Here is an 18,687-nt window from a genome sequence, read left to right as displayed (position 1 = left end):
GGGCGGTGGGCGGGGCCTTGGGGTGCCCCGCCCACCTGCGGATGTCCGAAACCGCTATGGGGGGAGCGGTCCTAGACGTGCGTGTGGGAGTGCGCCCCGGGGCCGGTGACCACGGGCGCCTCCTCGAGGATTTCGACGGTGCCCTTGGTACCGTCCACGCGCAGCATCTGGCCGGTGCGGATGGTGGTGGACGCGCTGCCGGTCCCGGTGACGGCCGGCAAACCGTACTCGCGGCAGACGATGGCAGCGTGGCTCATCATCCCGCCAATGTCGGTGACCGTGGCCTTGATCTTGCCGAAGATCGGGCCCCAGCTCGGGGCGGTGATCGGGGCAACCAGGATCTCGCCGGCCTGCACGTCGGAGAGGTCATCCGCGTGCATGACCACGCGGGCCATGCCCTCGACCAGTCCGGGGGAGGCGGCCATGCCCTTGAGCACGCCCGACTCGGAATCCTCGTCCCCGCCCAGCCACTGCTGAACTTGTTCGGTGGTGATGCCCCAGAGCATCCGGGTGAACGGCTCGGTGATGGCCGAGGGCGGGGTGTTCAGTGCCGGGGCCGGCCGTGCGGTCTTCAGTGCGTCGACGATGCCGCGGCGGCGCTCGATCTCCTGCGGCCACACCACGTTCCCGATCGGGTCGCCGGCGCCGATGCCCCAGGAAGTGACGAGGTCGAAGATCACGTCACGGACCTCGTTTCGGCCCAGGTAGAGCATGTCCTCGGGTTCGTTCCAGAGGCCCTGGGCGTGCAGCATGCGGGACAATTCGCGCACCTTGCGCCAGAACACGCCCATGGTCCAGTGCTCGATGTAGAAGTTGTGGTTTTCCACGTACGGGTAGGCGGTGGCGGCCAGGGTGCGCTTGGCGTCGAAGACCTCGCGGACCTCGGGATCCAGCAGGTCCCGGTACTCCTCGACGATGCGGTCCTTCTCGGCGATCAGCTTGTCGGTCGGGCGCATGATGTTCGCCCCGCCCTGCAGACGGTGAATGTAATCGGCGATGAAGCCAAGCGGGATCTCCTGGTGTTCGATCCAGTACTTGTCGTGCCCGTAGAAGCCGTTGCCGATGGTGAAGTTGAACCACGGGTCCTTGGCCTCCTCCCAGCGTGCCAGCCAGCGCTCGCCGGAGGGCGAGGTTGCGATGGCTGCAAGCGTGGCTGTCGGGTCGTCGGTGTTGGAGAACGCGCCGGACAGATCCAGTTCCACGGCCAGTGCCGCGAGTTCCTTCAGTTCATCGTCGGGCTTGAACAGTTCCATGTCCACGCCCTGGACCATGGTGGCGATCGACTGGTCGGGGATGTTGGGGAATACTTCCTTGCAGAAGTTGAAGAAGTCCAGGTAGGCGATGTAGCCCAGGTTCAGGAATTCGAAGTGGTATTGCCAGTTCTGGTAACAGAGCTGGATCAGCCGGTCGTAGTTCTCCAGCAGCACCTCCGAGCCGTCCTTGGCCTTGCCGGAAAGGATGTCCGCCATCGGGACCTGCTCGGGCAGGGCCTCGAAGCTGAGGGACTCCATCTCGCTGATGGTTCCCTTGACCTTGATGTGCCAGGCCTTCAGGAGCTCTTCCCAATTGGCGAAGTAGTGGCCGATGCGGGCCTCGAAGTCAGGGACGCGGGCGGCGATCTGCTCGCTGGGCACCGGAAGCGGAGACATATAGAGGTAGCCGAGGTGGATGCGGAAGTCGATGCCGTTGGCGTTGGGGATCATCAGGTGGCGGGCGTTGTACTGGCCCAGGCACTTGACGGCGAATTCCCCGCCGATGGTCTCGAACGGCTTGAAGACGGTGGGCCAGTGCTGGGAGTCGCAGAACCAGAACTTTTCGTCTTCCTCGGCCTTTAGTGCGTCCTGAAAGACCAGGTAGTACGGGTAGAGCTCCTCCCAGCCCTCGGCGCCCGGGGGAACCTGGAGATCGGAAGGCTTGGGAAAGGATTTCATGCTCATGGTGGTGGATGCCTTTCAAAAGATGCTGCTGCGGAGTTGGGGGAAAAGCGGCGAACGGTGGTGGGTCGGGCAACGCGGCTAGGATGCGGTGTTCATCAGCGAGGACGTGATCGAGGAGAAGTTGAAGCCCGAACCCAGCCCGAGGGAGGAAGCGTAGCCGCCGGCGTCCGGCTTAACCGTGGACTTGGACGAGTGCACGGTTTCCGGGCGGGACTGGAGCAGGAGCAGGTTTTCGCCTTCGGGCAGATCCGCATCCAGAGCCCACTCGATGTCCTGCGGGCAGCCGTAGTGCTTCTCGGCGCGCTTGGCCAGCTGCGCCACCAGGGCCAGGTCCGCATCCGAGAGGCAGCGCACCGCGCGGCGCTCTTCACTGACCTCGACCTCCACCAGGGAGTTGGTGGCCGGGTCGGGAATGAGTTCGGCGTGCTTGGCCCCGATGTGCTCGGTGATGATGGCCAGGGTGACCTTGTCCAGCTGGATGTTGTCGGGGGTGACGGTGCCGGAAACGACCATTTCGCCGACCCCGTAGGAGGCGTCGATGGTGATCTTGGAGCGGTCCCCGTTGGTGGGGTCCAAAGTCATCGCCACGCCGGCTGCGGCGGAGTTGACCATCTTCTGCACGACGACCGCCATGGACAGGCCCTCGTCGGGGATGTTGTTCTTCAGTCGGTACAGGATGGCCCGGGAGGTGTAGAGCGAGGCCCAGCAGGCGCGGATGTGCTCGGTGACCGCATCGTAGCCGTTGAGCCAGAGGTAGGTGTCCTGTTGTCCGGCGAAGGAGGCATCGGGAAGGTCCTCGGCGGTGGCCGAGGAACGCACCGCCAGCGGCACCTCTGCGGTGAAGTTCCCCTGCAAGGTGGCGTAGGCGTCCTTGGTGACTTGGCGCAGGGCGGCGGGCACCGGGCGCTGGGTGATCATGGAGCGGATCGCGGCGCTGGCGGCGTCCACGGCGTTCACGTCCTCCGGATCGACGCCGGCCAGCAGAGCGTTGATTTCGGCGGTAATGCCGCCTTCCATGAAGGCGTCGAAAGCTGCGGTGGTGACGACGAATCCGGGAGGCACGGGCATCCCGGCCGCGGTCATCGTCACCAGCGAGGCACCCTTGCCGCCGAGGTTTTCCAGCTTCGGGTCGGCACCGCCGTCGAAGAATTCAATGAAGTCGTTGTTGCTCATGCCTGGGATTCCTTCCAGCTCACGTTGACGTATTCGGGGACCCGAAAGGACAGGTTCTTGCGGAACTCGATGCCCTCGCCATCGATCAGCTCGAGCCCCGGGATCCTGGAAGTAAGTTCCTCCAGGGCGATCTTGGCCTGCAGCTTGGCGAGCATGTTGCCCAGGCAATAGTGGATGCCGAAGCCGAAGGAGAGGTGTTCGCGGGCGTTGGTCCGGGCGATGTCGAAGGCCTCGGGGTCCTCGAAGCGGGCTTCGTCGCGGTTGGCCGCACCCATCAACAGCAACAACTCGGCGCCTTCGGGAATCTTGACCCCGGCGACCTCGGTGTCCTTCAGGGCCTTGCGGCGCCAGCCGACGATGGAGCCGGCGTAGCGCAGGACCTCGTCGATGGCCGCGGGGATGGCCTTGGGATTTTGGACCACTTGCTCCCAGGCCTCGCGGTGGGCCAGAAGCACGCGCACGCAATTGGAGATCAGCGTGGTGGTGGTTTCGTGGCCGGCGAAAAGCAGGGAGTAGAGCAGCGAGGCGATCTCGTGGTCGCTGATTTCCGCGCCCTCGGACTGGGCCTTGACCAGGTCGGCGGTGAGGTTGTCCCCGCCGTGCTCGTGGGCGTGGACCACGAGGCGCATGCACTCTGCCCAGTACTCCACGAGGTTGTGGGCATGCGGGATCTGCTCCTCGTCGCTCAGGTCTCCCCAGGTCATGGCGGCCCGGGAATCGCTCCAGCGCTTGTAGGTGTCGACTTGGGAGACATCGGCGCCGATGAGGGTGAGGATGGTGATGGTAGGAATGGCGTAGGCCAGATCCTTGACGATGTCGCCGGTGTTGGATTCGCGCGCCAGCATGGTCTCGATCGATTCGATGACATTGGCGCGGATGGAGGGTTCCAGGGCCTTGAAGCGGCGCGGGGTGAACGCCTTCTGTGCGATGGCCCGGATGCGGGTGTGCTCCGGCGGGCGGCGGGCCGAGAGCCCGGAGTAGGTGGTGAAGCCGCCGTCGTTCATGATCTTGGTGGCCTGCGGACCGCGCTTGCGCACCGGGGCTTGGGCGTTTTCCGAGGAGAAGGTTTCCCAGTCCTCAAAGACGGCCTTGACGTCGTCGTAGCGAGTGACCACGTAGAGCCCGACACGTTCGTCGAACATCACGGGTTGTTCGTTGCGGAGGTTCGTGTAGGAGGGAAACGGGTTTTCCATGGTGAACGGTTCAAAACCGTGGTGGTCGGCCGGTGCCGTGGCGCCGTGCCCCATGGGACAAACCCCGGCTGCAACATTGCTGCTGGACATGGAACGGACTCCTTGAGGAAAGAAGATCGGGGTTGCGCTACCCGATTGTGGGTTGCGCAACATTCATTGCCTCAAGTGTTACCCATGACACATGCGAAGGGTGCAGAACCTTTCCCACTCAGTGGAACCTTGTTCAGGGCTCGGGTTCGGCGGGAGGCCCCGGTGCGCTTCCTGTGACGCTGCCCAGTAGCGTTTCGAGCGGGATGTGCGCCGTGGCTGCCTCGATGCGCTGGGAAATGCCCTTGAGCACGGGCAGGTGCCGGGTCATGGTTCCGGCATTGGCGGAGGGAACCACGAGCCCGATCGAGCAGCCCAGGCGACCGGTGTGAAAGACCGGCACGGCAATGGAGCACGAGCCGATGATGACCTCTTCCTGTGTCGTGGCGTAGCCCTGCTCCCGAACCTGGGCAAGCTCGGCGCGCAGGCGGGCCGGGTTGACGTGGGTGTGGCCGGTGACGGTAGTCAGCGGGCGGTTGAGGTAGGCATCGGTGACCCAGTCCTCGGAATGCGCCAGGATTACCTTGCCCACTGCGGTGGCATGCAAAGGCAGCCGGCCGCCGACACGTGAGGCGCGCGGAACCCTTTTGGAACCGTAGACCCGGTCGATGTACAGGGCCATGTTGCCGTCCCGCACGGCAAGCTGGCTGGTTTCCCCGGTCAGGGAGAACATGTCCTGGACGAAGGGGCGGGCGGTGTCGCGTAATTGGCGCCCCGCATTCTGGGCGATGGCCCACAACCGCAAGCCAAGCTGGATCCCGCCGTTGGGTCCGCGGCTGAGCATGCCCCACTCGACCAGCTCGCTCACCAGCCGGTGGGTGGTGCTCAAGGGGACGCCCGAGGCTTCCGCGATTTCGGTCAGGCTCAGTGCCCGGCGCGATGTTTCAAACACTTCCATGATGGCAAGGACCTTGGAGGTCACGGTGCTTCCGGGAACTCGATTTCCACCTGCCATCTACGGTGTCCTTTCCATCTGCCGCACCTATTTTGCGCGCACCTTTGAGTGTAGGGGAGGACCCTCGGAAGTGACCGGACGAGACATGGAAGTCCTTAGTGCACCGGGTGCAGTTCCCGGCTCCGGGGCCAGAGGTTCGCCTGCTCAAGGGCAATCAATCCGTTTGCCATGGTGATTGCCTCGGGAGTGAAAAGCTTGCCCAGCACCCGCGATGCACACAGGCGAAGGGCCTGGCCACGGTGCAACCCAAACCAGTCCATGACGGTGTCCAGGCCGTGCGGGGTCAGCCGCCACAACTTGTCGGCGTCCTTGACGATTTCGTCGTCGGGGTTCAGCGCATGGGAGCGGGAGTCGTGCCCGTCGATGATCGCGGCGACCTGTTTGATCACCAGTGTATCCACGCGGAGGGATTCCAGGATCTCGGTTGCCAGTCGCGCGCCCTCCTTTTCGTGTTGCAACACCAGCTCGGGTCGTCCGCCGCCCGGGGCGATGGCTGCGAGCACGAGGCCGGGCTCCACTTGTGACCAGCCGATGTCGTGCAGCATCATTGCCGGCAAAACAACTCCGGGGTCGGCCTGCGGCCGTTGATCGAGCAGGGCGGCGGCCAGGGAAACGGCGTAGAGGGTGTGGGCGTCGTTGTCGCGCACCGCCAGCAGGCCCCGCGCCTGTCCCCAGATTTCGCCCAGCAATGGATGGGCTTCGAAAAGATCGGGATGCGGCGGCGGGATGTGCTCTGAGCTGTCGAGTCCAAAGTGGTTGGCCTGTGGGTGAACTTTAATCATGGGCACATGCTTGCACCAACACAACTTAAACCCAAGTGGTGGGTTCCGGGCAGTGGAAACCTCTCTGACAACGACCGGCCGGGATCGGGCCACGATTGGCTTTGCCTTCATGCCGGTATGGCTGGGTTAAATGGGTGAGCACCGGCCGGAAAATTATGGGGGCAATTCTTCCGACCGGTGCTCTCATCACTCGCACCTTCAAGAGGTAACTACGACTCTAGGGAATGATTCTGGGCATTCCATGTGTAGAGGCCTCATATTTCATGTGGCTGCAGTTGGGCGCCTTTGCTAGGCGTGGGAGAAATGCATGCCGCTGCGCCGCCGGACCAGGACCGCGGACAGGATGATGCCCAGGACCGCGAAGCCACAGGTCATCCACCAGGTGGCTGACCAGCCGCCAGTGCTCATGGCCAGCCAAGCCACGATCATCGGGCCGGTGAAGTTTCCGACGTTGTAGATCTGCTGCATCAATCCCATGGCCGCCGGAGCCGAACCGCCCTCCGGTGCCAGATCCACGGCCATCCGCGTCATGGTCGCCGGTATCATCGCCCCGGTCAGGGAGAAGAAACCGACACAGGCGACTTGCCAGGCCAGCCCGCCGGGAACCGGCGACCAGTCAATGGCAAAGGTCAGCAGGCTGGCCGCGGCCATCAGCACGAAGGACAGGAACAGCAGGGCACGGGCCGGGGCGCCGCGCTGGAGCAGCATGCCGGTGACGATGGCACCGACCCCGTTGAGCCCGCCGACAATGGCCGATAGGACCCCGGCATGCGTGCCGCTGAGGCCGCTTTCCCCGTAGAGCGTGGGCAGGAATCCCACCACGGCCATCCACTGGACCGTGTAGCACCCGAAGACCAGCCCGGCGATCCACACCTTGGACGAGCGGGCGGTGATGCCGATGCGTCCGGCTGCCGCCTTGGCCCCGCCGGTACCGGCGGGGTGGTCCTTGGGAACCATGCGCAACACCAGCGGGATCGGGATCAGCGTGATCGCGGCCATGACCCACCACCACATCTGCCAGGTGCCAACCTGCAGGAAGTAGGCACTGGCAATCAGGCCCACGAAGGTGGCAGTGCCCTGGTAGGCGCTCCAGCAGCCGACGGCCATGTTCACGCGGCGGAACGGAGCATGGCGGCGGATCAGGCCAGGCCCGACCACGGTGGCGACGATGAACCCGACGCCCTCGACGGCCCGCGAGGCCAACAGGGTGTTCGGGCCGATGGACAGGGCGCCAAAGATCGAACCGGCACTCAGGAAGAGCAGCCCCAGCAGCAAGGTCCGACGCTCGCCGATGACCTCGGCCAGCAACGACACCGCCAGGCCGCCGACCATGCCAGCCACCTGCACGATGCCCAACAGCACCCCGGCTGCCAGCAGGGAAAGACCCAGGTCTTCCTGGATCATGGGAAGCGCGGCGGGAAGCTTCCAGATATGCAGCGCAGCGCTGATGCCCGCAACCACCACAACGATCCAGGCGGCATTGCCGCTGGCGGTGCGTTGGAGGTTCGGTTGGATCATGGTCACGTCAGTTGGTCCTTCGTTGGGCAGTTGATCGGATTCTTCCATGCCTGTGAGACGGAACACGAAGATGTGTCGAACCACAACCGGGTGCGGGTCTGCCCGCGGCCTGTCGGATTCCTTCAAGACCTTGACCGCCCGTCCGGCGTCCGATGGAATGGCAAGCAGGAATCCAGGCCAGCGAAGGGTATTCGATCATGTCCCCGGAACCAACCAGTACGGCAGCAACCGGCAAGCACACGACCAACGGGGTGCCCCACGGTTACACGGCTCTGACGCCGTTCATCGTGGTTGACCCGGCGCACGAGGCCATCGAGTTCTACCGCCACGTCTTCGGTGCCACGGTGCTCTCGGTGATGCCCGGCGCCCCGGGGGAAGATGGCAACGCCACCGTCGCCCATGCGGAGCTCGATTTCGGCAACGGCATCCTGCAGCTCTCCGACCCGCAGCCGGGATACGGGCTGGTCGCGGCCGATGCGCAACACACCAACAATTCCATCGCGGTCTACGTGCAGGATATGGACGCCGTCTTCGCACGGGCACTGGAACGCGGAGCCACCGCGGTTGAGCAACCCGCGGACTTCGTCTCCGGAGACCGCTTTGCCACCTTCGTGGATGCTTTTGGGCGTCGCTGGAACGTCATGACGCGTGTGGAAGACCTGTCCCGGCAGGAATCCGAACGACGGGTTGCCACCTGGCTCGAATCGTTCAACGCCACGGGCACGGATTAGGGGAAAACCAGCGTCGGCTGCCGGCGGTGCAGGCCTGAGCCGCATGTACGCGCCCGGGCTTATCCTGGCGCGGTCGTGAAATCCCGGGTGCAATGCGCCCGACTGGCATGGCAAGGACCGGACGCGCCAGGGCCCCGCCGACTCCCGTGGTGGGGAGTCGGCGGGGCCCTGGTCGTGGCGTGCGGGGCGTTACTGCACGTGGGCGCCGGAGGCGTTCTCCACCTTGTGCGCGGTGCGGCCCAGCAGGTGCGTGGGCACCTTGTAGGTTTCCTTGGCCGTCAGCGCGGAGACCGAGGCGATCAGCGCGATCACGGCGGTAAAGATGCTGATGACCACCCAGCCGCCCGGTGCCAGGCCTCCGAGGGCCGCGACGATGGACGGGGCGAAGCCGGCCATCAGGAAGCCGAGCTGGGTGCCGATGGCCAGGCCGGAGAAGCGGACCTGGGAGGAGAACATCTCGGCGTAGAAGGACGGCCAGACGGCGTTGGCCGCGGCGTAGGCACACGAGAAGACCAGCAGCGAGAGCGCGAACTGCAACACGGTGTTGCTGGTTTCCATGGAGCGCAGGTAGAAGGGCATGAATACTGCCGAGGCCACAGCGCCGTAGATGAACACCGGCTTGCGGCCGATCCTGTCGGCCAGCTTGCCGAAGAACGGTTGGGTGAACAGCGCGCCGATGTTGCCGGCAACCACCAGCCACAGGGTGATGGACTCATCCATGTTGCCGATGGACTTGCCGTAGGAAATGGCCAGGGTGCCGTAGACGGTGGAGACCGCGGCGATGAAGGCGCAGAAGACCACGCGCAGCACGTCGCGCCAGTGGAAGCGGATCAGCACGCCCAGGGGCAGCTTGGCGATCTCGTTGTTCTTCTTGGCTTCCTCGAACTCCGGGGTCTCGTGCAGCGAGCGGCGGATGAAGAAGGTGACGATGACGACGACCGCGGAGAGCCAGAACGGGATGCGCCAGCCGATGCCGAACTTGAATTCGTCCGGCATGGCGACCACGGGAATGAAGATCAACGCGGCCAGGATCTGGCCACCCTGGGTGCCGGTCAGCGTCCAGGAGGTGAAGAAGGAGCGGCGGTCATCCGGTGCGTGTTCCAGGGTCAGCGAGGAGGCGCCAGCCTGCTCGCCCGCGGCCGAAAGTCCCTGCAGCAGGCGCGCGAACACCAGCAGGGCCGGGGCCCACCATCCGATCTGGTCGAAGGTTGGCAGGCAGCCGATGGCGAAGGTCGCAGCGCCCATCAGCACCAGGGTGAACATCAAGACCTTTTGCCGCCCGATCCGGTCGCCGTAGTGGCCCAGGATCACCGCGCCGATAGGCCGGGCAACATAGGCGAAGCCGAAGGTCGCCAGTGACATGACGGCGGCATTGGCGCCGGCATCGGGGAAGAACACATGCGGGAAGATCAGTGCGGCCGCGGAGCCGAAGATGAAGAAGTCGTAGTATTCGACGGCACTGCCCATGAAGCTGGCCAGGGCGGCCTTGACCGGCGTCCTGCCCCCGGTGCCGGGCGCGTTCTGCGCCGGTGGGTTGTCGGTGTTTGGCATCGGGTGCTCCTAGGTATGACGGGACAACTGAGGGGGAACTCAACGTGTCTGCGAGACTTGTGTGCGCAAAGCGTACGGTTGTACGAATTGCGTACAACCACTAGAGTAGAGCTAAATCACATGCAAGACAATCCTCACGCGAAAAATCTCAAGGACTGGAATTTTCATGAGCACCAGCACGCAGTCGTACCTTGTAGGCCTGATCGGGGACGGGGTCATGCCATCGCTGACCCCGCCCATGCACGAGGCCGAGGCTGACGCCCACGGATTGCGCTACCTCTACCGCCCCATCGACCTGGCCGAGATCGGCAAGGACGCCACCGAGGTCGGTGAGCTGCTGCGCGCCGGGGCGATGCTGGGATTCAACGCCTTCAACATCACCCACCCTTGCAAGCAGCTGGTGCTCGAGCACCTCGATGACATCAGCGACGAGGCCCGCGCCATCGGCGCGGTGAATACGGTAGTCATCAAGGACGGCATGTTCCACGGCTACAACACCGACGCCTCAGGCTTCTCCTGGGCCCTGGCCAACGGACTGCCGGGAGCCACGCTGGATTCGGTGCTGCAGCTGGGCGTCGGCGGGGCCGGCTCCGCGGTGGCCTACGCGCTGCTGGACTCCGGGGTAAAGGAGTTGCTGCTGGTGGACCCCGAGGCCACCCGCGCCGCCGAACGCGCCGCGACGCTGGCCATGCAGTTCCCCGAAGCCACCATTCTGGCCTGCGACTTCGACCAGGTCCCGGCGTTGCTGCCGCGTGTGAACGGCGTGCTCAACGCCAGCCCTGTGGGCATGCACCACCATCCCGGGCTGCCCTTCGACATCAGTGGGCTCACACCCGGGCACTGGGTCGCCGACGTGGTCTACCGCCCGGTGGACACGGAACTGATCACCGCGGCCCGGGCCCTGGGCTGCCGCACCCTGGACGGCGGGCACATGGCAGTGGGCCAAGCGGTCGACGCCTTTGGCATCATCACCGGAACCGCCCCGGACACCGCCCGGATGCGCAACCACCTGCTCGAAATGCTGGAGGCGGGCCTCTAATGCGCACCTCCATCGCCACCGTCTGCATCTCCGGCACCCTCGAGCAGAAGATGCTCGCTTGCGCCAAGGCCGGCTTCGACGGCATCGAGATCTTCGAGCAAGACCTCACCGTCTCACCCATGTCCCCCGAGGAGGTTCGCGCCCTGGCCGACCGTCTGGGCCTGACCCTGGACCTCTTCCAGCCCTTCCGCGACTTCGAGGGCGTGGACGAGGCGACCCTCCGGGCCAACCTGGCGCGCGCCGAGGCCAAGTTCCGGCTCATGGGCCAGCTGGGCATCGACACCATGCTGCTGTGCTCCAACGTGGGCACCGCGACCATCGACGACGACGAACTCTTCGCCAGCCAGATCCGCGCCCTGGCCAAGCTCGCCGCCGAGCACGGGGTGAAGATCGCCTACGAGGCCCTGGCCTGGGGCAAGTTCGTGAACACCTACCAGCACTCCTGGAAGATCGTCGAGCTGGTGGACCACCCCAACGTGGGCCTCTGCCTGGACTCCTTCCACATCCTCTCGCGCGGGGACGACCCGGCGGGCATCGCGGACATCCCTGCGGAAAAGATCTTCTTCGTCCAGCTGGCCGACGCCCCGGTGCTCTCCATGGACGTGCTCTCCTGGTCTCGGCACTACCGCGTGTTCCCCGGCGAGGGCGGCTTCGAGCTGGACGCCTTCATGGGGCACTTGGTCCGCTCCGGCTACGACGGCATCGTCTCGCTGGAGATCTTCAACGACGTCTTCCGCCAGTCCAACGTCGAGCGCACCGCCGTGGACGGGATGCGCTCGCTGATCTGGCTGCAGGACAAGACCGCCGCGCACCTGGGTGCAGGTGCACTTGACTACCCGTTGGGGCTCGCCGCCCTGCCCGGCGCCCAGGAGCCTTCGGGCTTCGACTACGCCGAGATCCGCACCGAGGACCCGGAAATCGTGGCAGGGATGCTCGCCCAGCTGGGCTTCACCTTCCGCGGCCAGCACCGTCGCAAGCCGGTCACGCTCTGGAGTGCGGGGGAGGCGCGGATCATCATCAACACCCAGCGCAGCCGCGGGATCACCGCGGAGGTCTCCGGCTTCGGCGTCCAGGTCCCCGAGGCGGCACTGGGCACCCGGCGCGCCACCGCCTTGAAAGCCCCTGCCGTCCCGCGCCACCACACCGTGGGCGAGGCGCCGCTGCACGGATTCACCGCACCGGATGCCACCGAGGTGTTCTTCGGGACCACGGCGGACGAGCCCGCCTGGGCCGCCGAATTCGGCGACGGCACCACGCCCGCGGACACCGGGGCCATCACCGGCATCGACCACGTCAACCTGGCCCAGCCCTGGCAGGCCTTCGACGAATCGGTCCTCTTCTACACCTCCACGCTGAACCTCACCGCCCGCCCGGGCACCGAGGTCCCAAGCCCCATGGGGCTGGTCCGCTCGCAGGTATTGCGCACGGAAGACGGCGCCGTGCGCCTGGCGCTGAACATCGTGCCGCACGGGCTGGAGGACTCCCGGGCCAGCGCCCCGCGCTATCCGGAGCATATTGCGGTGCACACCGATGACATCATCGCCCTGGCCCGCCGCGCGGTGGCCGCCGGCATGGAGTTCCTGGCCGTGCCGAACAACTATTATGAAGACCTGGCGGCACGCTTCGGGCTGGACGGGGAAACCCTGGCGCAATTGCAGGAACTGAACCTGCTCTATGACCGCGACGAGCACGGCGAGTTCCTCCATTTCTACACCGAGACCGTGGGATCGATGTTCCTGGAGGTCGTTGAGCGCCGCGGCGGCTACGACGGCTACGGGGCACCGAACGCACCGGTGCGGCTTGCCGCGCAATTCGAGCGCAACCGCCTGATGACGTACTAGAAAAGAACAAAGGGGAGTGGTGAGTCATGGCCGAGCAGCCTGACTACTATGTGAAGTCGGCGGAGAAGACGCTGGCGGTGTTGCTGGCCTTTGATGCAGCCCACCCGCTGCTGACCGTGACCCAGGTGGCGCAGGCCATCGGAGTCTCGCGTGCCGCGGCCCGCCGCTTCCTGCTCACCCTGGTGGACTTGGGGTACCTGGAGGCCGACGGGAGCGCCTTCCGGCAGACCCCGCGGGTGCTGGACATCGGTGCCTCCTACCTCTCCGGGCTGACCCTGCCCCAGGTGGCCCGCCCGCACCTGCAGGCCCTGGCCGCCGAGCTCTCGGAGACCACCGCGCTGTGCGTGCTCGATGACCAGGACATCCTCTACGTGGAGCGCATCGCCGCGCCGCGCATGCATTCGATGAACGTGTCAATCGGCAACCGGCTCCCGGCCTGGGCCACCTCGATGGGCCGGGTGCTGGTGGCCGAGCTGCCCGAGGCCGCGCGCGAGGAGTTCCTCTCCAGGGCCAAGCTCACCCACTACACCGCCAAGACCGTGGCGAGTATCGACGAGCTGCGCGCAGAGCTCGATACCGTGCGCGCCCAGGGATGGTCCCTGGTCGCCCAGGAACTGGATGAGGGGCTGCGCGGGCTGGCGGTCCCGGTCTACCGCGGGCCGCAGCTGCTCGGGGCGCTGAACGTCTCGGTGCAGCCCGGGCGCATCGGCTCCACCTCGATCACCGAGGAGATGCTGCCCCTGATGCGCAAGGTCGCCAACGACATTGCCGAGGACTTCGGCGGGCGCACCGCGGCGCGCAACTGAGACGACGGCGCTAGCGCGCACCCTCGAAGTCGATGCGCATGACCAGACGACGCGGGGTGGGGTGGCTGACCTCCGTGAATCCGGCTTCCTCGAAGATGGACCGGCTGCCCACGTAAATCTCGCCCCACATGGCCCTTTTTCCCTCGGGCAGCAGGATTGGGTAGCCCTCCACGGCGCTTGCCCCGCGGTCACGGGCGAAGGCCACCGCCGCGACGGCCATGGCCCGGCTGACACCCATGCGCCGGTAACCGGTGCGGGTCACGAAGCAGACAGCTGCCCAGACGTCCTGGCTGTCCTTGTCCTCGTCGCGTCCGCTCCACGGGACCTTCGAGGTGCGCAGTCGCGGGTAGGCGGTGCGCGGTTCGATGGCGCACCAGCCGACGGGCTCGCCCTCGAGATAGCCGACCAACCCGCTGGTGTTTGTCGCCTTGGGATGCCCGCACGCGGTCTGGGTGCGCAACCGGTTGGCCCGTTCCTCATCGGTGAGCATGTTGAAGCTCTTTCCGGGATTCTGGAACCACTGGCATTGGCAGTGCCCGGCATCGCCCCGCGTGCCGAAGATCTTTTCCAGGTCCTCGCCGCTGGCCTGGTTCGCCGGAACGATGCGCAGGTCTGCCCTCTTGGTGGTTTCCTGGTTGGTTTCAATTGACGAGCACTCCCGCGGACCGTGGCGTGAGCCGCCGGGATTCGGCAGGCTCCCTGGCTTCGAGACTGCCAGTGCCGCATTCGCCGGTCAAGGGCCACGTGCCGACCTGTAGCCGTGGTGCGGATTCCTGAGGGGTGCAAGACGAAGGAAAGGCGGGGACGGAAGAGCATGCTCTTCCGTCCCCGCCAAGATGCGCGTGCAGTTAGGGCTACTTGGCCTTCTTGGCCGCGCCCTTCTCGGTGGTGGCGTCCCGGTGGGCCAGTTCGCCCTCGGTGTTTTCGAGGTGCGAGCGCATGAACCACTGGAATTGCTCCAGTGCGGCGGTCTGGCCGATGAGGATGTCCTCGGTGATCGGGTCCAGCTCGCCGACCTCCTCGATGGTCTTGCGCATCGACTCGATGACCCCGGTGTAGACCACATCCAGGGCTGCAAGGTGCTCGGTGGTACGGGCTCGGCCAATCTCATAGTCGTCCCATTCGCGTGCCTTGACCAATGCGCCGGGCAGGCCGTTCGGGGCAACGCCCATGGTGGCCATGCGTTCGGCCAGCGCGTCGATCATGGCGCGAACCAATTCAATCTGGGGGTCAAGCATTTCGTGGACGCCGATGAAGTCGCGTCCCACGACATTCCAGTGTGCGTGCTTAAGCGTCAATTGCAGGTCGTTGAATGCGTGGATCCGCATTTGCAGGGCGTTGGCGACCTTGTGGCCGTTGGCCAGACTCATTCCCGGAACGGTGAATCCTGCATTGCTCGTGGTTTTTGCTGCCATTGATGCCTCCTCGATGTTCGACTGCCGCGCAGTCTTCCGTGGATATCCATGTGATGTAGCGGTACTTAGGAACGTATCATGCACCGGGCGCAAAAGGCCCGGGATTTACGCGTAGGGAAAACACAAGAACACCGAACGGCTGGTTTCTGCTAGGCGCAACCCGTCATTCCGCCGGCAGCTTCGAGCGCGGGGTGACAATCCGGGGCAGGACGAGCAAGAGGAAGAGGGCTGCGGCCGTGAGGATCCCTCCCACCAACAGGCCCATCTGCCAACCGTGCAGGACCTGGATGACAAACCAGACGCACCCGGCCACCAAGACACCCACCCCCACGACGACAATCCGGGAGATGATATGGCCCAGGTGGACGGTGGTGGCCTTGAGCTGCTGGCCGAAGAAGTGGCGGTGCACGGCCACGGGGGTAACCAGCAACAGGATCACCAGGGCCGACGCGACCAGCAGCACCAAATAGAACCTCTCATCGGGTGCCTCAAGGGTGTCGAAGCGGGACTGGAAGGGCAGGACGACCAGGAAGGCTGCCAGGATCTGTGCCCCGGTTTGCATCACGCGCATTTCCTGCAATAGCTCGTTCCACTTGCGGTGCAGTTCCTCGTCGCTGTTCTCGGTCTCTTGGACATTGTCGGTGTGCTTGGCCATGTCAGGTTCCTCTGCCGGGGACGGTGTGTCAAAAACATTATGCGACGCCCGGGCGCAGGACACGACAACACGGCGGATAACCCACATAACAACGCAACGGCTGGAGATCGGCGGGTATGCGGCTTAGTGTGGGGATGGTGAACAGCATTGGGCAGGACACCGAATACACGCCGGCACCAAACAAGCATGACGGGTTCGTCCACGTGCGCGGCGCCAACGAGAACAACCTGCAGGACGTGGAGGTGCGCATCCCGCGCGATGCCATCGTCGCCTTCACCGGGGTCTCGGGGTCGGGGAAATCCTCGCTGGCCTTTGGCACCATCTTTGCCGAGGCGCAGCGCCGATTCCTGGAATCCGTGGCACCCTATGCGCGTCGGCTCATCGCCCAGGGCCACACGCCCAAGGTCGAATTCATCTCCGGATTGCCGCCGGCCGTCGCCCTGCAACAGCGCCGCGGCACCGCCAGCTCCCGTTCCACCGTGGGCACGCTGACCACGCTCTCAAACTCGGTGCGCATGCTCTTCTCCCGGGCCGGGGACTATCCCCAGGGGGTTCCGCGCCTGGACTCGGACTCCTTCTCGCCGAACACCGCGGTGGGCGCCTGCCCGCAATGCCACGGCCTGGGCATCGCCCATACCGTCACCGAGGACTCACTGGTTCCTGACCCGTCACTGAGCATCCGCGAGGGCGCGATCGCCGCATGGCCCGGTGCCTGGCAGGGGAAGAACCTGCGCGACATCACCTCGCACCTGGGCCACGACGTGGATATACCCTTCCGGGAACTTCCCAAAAAGGTGCGTGACTGGCTGCTGTTCACCGAGGAGCAACCCGTGGTGGAAGTGACACCCGAACGCGACAGGGTCGCCAAGCCCTACAAGGGGCGGTTCTGGAGCGCGCGACGCTATGTGCTGCACACCGTGGCCGACTCCAAGTCCGAAACGATGCGCACCAAGGCGCTGCGCTTCATGCGCTCGGGCCCCTGCCCGGCATGCTCCGGGACGGGCTTCCGCCCCGAGGCCCTGGCGGTGGGCTTCGCCGGGTTGGACATCGCAGAGTTCAACGCCACCGCGCTCGATGCCCTCGCCACGGTGCTGCGGCCGGTTGCCGAGAACCGGCCGGCTCCCGGAGGGGAACCGGCACACGAGGTGGCCGCCACGATCGCTGCCGACCTGCTGGAGCGCATCGAGGTGCTCACCGGGTTGGGACTGGGCTACCTGAGCCTGGACCGCGGCACCCCCACGCTCTCGCCGGGGGAAATGCAGCGCTTGCGCATCGCCACGCAGCTGCGCTCGGGTCTCTTCGGGGTGATCTACGTGCTCGACGAACCATCCGCCGGACTGCACCCGGCCGACGCCCGACCGCTGCTGGAGGTGCTCGAGGCCTTGAAGGCCGGCGGGAACTCGGTCTTTGTGGTGGAACACAACATGGATGTGGTCGGCCGGGCGGACTGGATCATCGACGTGGGTCCCGGGGCGGGCGCGGGAGGCGGCAAGGTTCTCTACAGCGGACCGGTGGCGGGGCTGGCGAAGGTTCCCGAATCGGTGACCCGGCGCTTCCTGGAGCCCGCCGACGCCGCTGCACCCCGGACGCCGCGGGAAGCCGAGCACTGGCTGGAACTGGACGGGATCAGCCTGCACAACCTGGCGGATCTTGACGCGAGCTTCCCGCTGGGCGTGCTCAGCGCCGTCACCGGTGTTTCCGGATCCGGCAAGTCCTCGCTGGTCAGCCAGGCATTGGCGTACGGTGTTTTGGACAATATGCGCGGCGACGGGTCCAACGGATCGCCCGATTCCTTCGAATCGGGCGAGGGCGGGCCGGACATGGCATCCGACCGGGGCACGGTGCGCGAGGTACGCGGAGCAGGGCGGATCGATCGGATCGTGGCCATGGACCAAAAACCCATTGGCCGCACTCCGCGCTCCAACCTTGCCACGTACACCGGCCTCTTCGACGCGGTGCGCAGGGCCTTTGCCGACACATCCTTGGCCAGGCAGCGCGGCTACGGGGCAGGGCGGTTTTCCTTCAATGTGGCCGGTGGGCGCTGCGAGACGTGTCTGGGCGAGGGATACCTGGAAGTTGAATTGCTCTTCCTGCCCGGCAGCTACGGCCCCTGCCCCGAATGCCACGGATCGCGCTACAACCCGGAGACCCTCGAGGTCACCTACGAGGGCAGGAACATCGCCGAGATTCTGGCCCTGAGCGTGGACGAGGCCGCCGAATTCCTGGCCGGCATTCCGGCCGCGGCACGGTCCCTGGAGACGTTGCGCGACGTGGGATTGGGCTACCTGTCCCTGGGTCAACCGGCGCCCGAGCTCTCCGGCGGCGAGGCCCAGCGCATCAAGCTGGCCACCGAGTTGCAGCGTGCCCGGCGGGGCCACACGCTCTACCTGTTGGACGAGCCCACCACCGGCCTGCACCCGGCGGATGTGCAATTACTGCTGGGCCAACTGCACCGGCTGGTCGATGAATCCAACACCGTGATCGTGGTGGAACACCACATGGATGTGGTGGCAGCCGCCGACTGGGTCATCGACCTGGGCCCGGATGGCGGGGACGCCGGAGGGAAAATCGTTGCCACCGGGACCCCTGCGCAATTGGCTGCGCACCCGAAGTCCAGGACCGCTCCCTACCTCGCCAAGCGACTGGGGATCGCGGGGTCCAACCGTCGGTAACCGGCGAGCACCACGCCAGGCGGGGAAGTCGAGGTCGCGGCGGTGGTTCTGGCGCATCACGTGGCGGATGCACCCGACGGCGCTGGGCGTGAGCACCACGTCGATGTGCTTCTGCAGTGCCCGAGCCTGCTTCTGAAGGTTGACCGGGCGGCCGCCCTTGCGAAGCTGCCGGGCAACATGGGCCGCGAGTGCGTCCTGCGCGTGGGCGATGAAGGCCTGTGGCCTGGCGGCGCGGATCATGTCAAAGCCTCGATGGGGGGAGTGCCCGCGATCCAGCAGGATCGCGAATCCCATGGAAGGGCCGCGGTTGATGCCCATGTGGCAGTGGGCCA

General features: G+C 65.7%; 15 protein-coding genes. 5 read left to right on the top strand and 10 right to left on the bottom strand.

Translation table 11 applies throughout. The annotated features are described in order from the left end of the window. Window positions 1-71: 71 nt before the first annotated feature. The 6 genes from ABD687_RS11095 to ABD687_RS11070 form a co-directional block, all read right to left on the bottom strand. Entirely contained in the window at window positions 72-1,937 is a 1,866-nt protein-coding gene (locus ABD687_RS11095; protein ID WP_310291202.1) for a PEP-utilizing enzyme, read from the bottom strand. Window positions 1,938-2,015: 78 nt separating this feature from the next. Further along, a complete protein-coding gene (locus ABD687_RS11090) occupies window positions 2,016-3,110 on the bottom strand; it encodes a PEP/pyruvate-binding domain-containing protein (RefSeq protein WP_310291204.1) in 1,095 nt (364 codons plus the stop codon). Then, complete coding sequence (locus ABD687_RS11085) at window positions 3,107-4,393, bottom strand: cytochrome P450 (RefSeq protein ID WP_310291206.1); 1,287 nt, start codon at window positions 4,391-4,393, stop codon at window positions 3,107-3,109. The genes ABD687_RS11090 and ABD687_RS11085 overlap by 4 nt, the downstream gene beginning before the upstream one ends. Before the next feature lie 133 nt (window positions 4,394-4,526). After that, window positions 4,527-5,345: an IclR family transcriptional regulator gene (locus ABD687_RS11080; RefSeq protein ID WP_310291208.1), complete on the bottom strand. Its 819-nt coding sequence runs from the start codon at window positions 5,343-5,345 to the stop codon at window positions 4,527-4,529. Window positions 5,346-5,440: 95 nt separating this feature from the next. Further along, window positions 5,441-6,127 carry an HD domain-containing protein gene (locus ABD687_RS11075; RefSeq protein ID WP_310291210.1) on the bottom strand — a complete coding sequence of 229 codons (687 nt, stop codon included), beginning with the start codon at window positions 6,125-6,127 and terminating at the stop codon, window positions 5,441-5,443. A gap of 288 nt (window positions 6,128-6,415) precedes the next feature. Further along, a complete protein-coding gene (locus ABD687_RS11070) occupies window positions 6,416-7,645 on the bottom strand; it encodes an MFS transporter (protein WP_310293454.1) in 1,230 nt (409 codons plus the stop codon). A 197-nt stretch (window positions 7,646-7,842) separates the two neighbouring features. On the opposite strand from ABD687_RS11070, the gene ABD687_RS11065 reads away from it, so the two are divergent. Next, the gene (locus ABD687_RS11065) at window positions 7,843-8,376 is read left to right on the top strand and encodes a VOC family protein (protein WP_310291211.1); all 534 of its coding nucleotides are present in this window, start codon (window positions 7,843-7,845) and stop codon (window positions 8,374-8,376) included. 189 nt (window positions 8,377-8,565) lie between these two features. Here ABD687_RS11065 and ABD687_RS11060 read toward each other — a convergent pair whose 3' ends face one another. Further along, complete coding sequence (locus ABD687_RS11060; protein ID WP_302264236.1) at window positions 8,566-9,927, bottom strand: MFS transporter; 1,362 nt, start codon at window positions 9,925-9,927, stop codon at window positions 8,566-8,568. A 166-nt stretch (window positions 9,928-10,093) separates the two neighbouring features. On the opposite strand from ABD687_RS11060, the gene ABD687_RS11055 reads away from it, so the two are divergent. Genes ABD687_RS11055 through ABD687_RS11045 form a run of 3 tightly spaced genes read left to right on the top strand, consistent with a single transcriptional unit; the run spans window position 10,094 to window position 13,613 of the window. Next, a complete protein-coding gene (locus ABD687_RS11055) occupies window positions 10,094-10,966 on the top strand; it encodes a shikimate dehydrogenase (protein WP_310291214.1) in 873 nt (290 codons plus the stop codon). After that, window positions 10,966-12,807: a bifunctional sugar phosphate isomerase/epimerase/4-hydroxyphenylpyruvate dioxygenase family protein gene (locus ABD687_RS11050; protein WP_264268884.1), complete on the top strand. Its 1,842-nt coding sequence runs from the start codon at window positions 10,966-10,968 to the stop codon at window positions 12,805-12,807. The genes ABD687_RS11055 and ABD687_RS11050 overlap by 1 nt, the downstream gene beginning before the upstream one ends. Before the next feature lie 26 nt (window positions 12,808-12,833). Then, window positions 12,834-13,613, top strand: coding sequence for an IclR family transcriptional regulator domain-containing protein (locus tag ABD687_RS11045; protein WP_310291219.1), 780 nt, complete (start codon window positions 12,834-12,836; stop codon window positions 13,611-13,613). A gap of 10 nt (window positions 13,614-13,623) precedes the next feature. On the opposite strand, the gene ABD687_RS11040 is transcribed toward ABD687_RS11045, so the two are convergent. From ABD687_RS11040 to ABD687_RS11030, 3 genes are all read right to left on the bottom strand, one after another. Then, entirely contained in the window at window positions 13,624-14,103 is a 480-nt protein-coding gene (locus tag ABD687_RS11040) for a GNAT family N-acetyltransferase (RefSeq protein ID WP_310291221.1), read from the bottom strand. Between the two features lie 364 nt (window positions 14,104-14,467). Further along, a complete protein-coding gene (locus ABD687_RS11035) occupies window positions 14,468-15,028 on the bottom strand; it encodes a Dps family protein (protein ID WP_264268887.1) in 561 nt (186 codons plus the stop codon). A gap of 163 nt (window positions 15,029-15,191) precedes the next feature. Next, complete coding sequence (locus ABD687_RS11030) at window positions 15,192-15,683, bottom strand: DUF6328 family protein (RefSeq protein ID WP_264268888.1); 492 nt, start codon at window positions 15,681-15,683, stop codon at window positions 15,192-15,194. 134 nt (window positions 15,684-15,817) lie between these two features. On the opposite strand from ABD687_RS11030, the gene ABD687_RS11025 reads away from it, so the two are divergent. After that, the gene (locus ABD687_RS11025; RefSeq protein ID WP_310291225.1) at window positions 15,818-18,355 is read left to right on the top strand and encodes an excinuclease ABC subunit UvrA; all 2,538 of its coding nucleotides are present in this window, start codon (window positions 15,818-15,820) and stop codon (window positions 18,353-18,355) included. The last annotated feature ends 332 nt before the right edge of the window (window positions 18,356-18,687 follow it).

This window comes from Paeniglutamicibacter sulfureus, from assembly GCF_039535115.1.
Taxonomy (GTDB): Bacteria; Actinomycetota; Actinomycetes; order Actinomycetales; family Micrococcaceae; genus Paeniglutamicibacter; species Paeniglutamicibacter sulfureus.
This window is presented reverse-complemented; position numbering and strand designations above follow the sequence as displayed.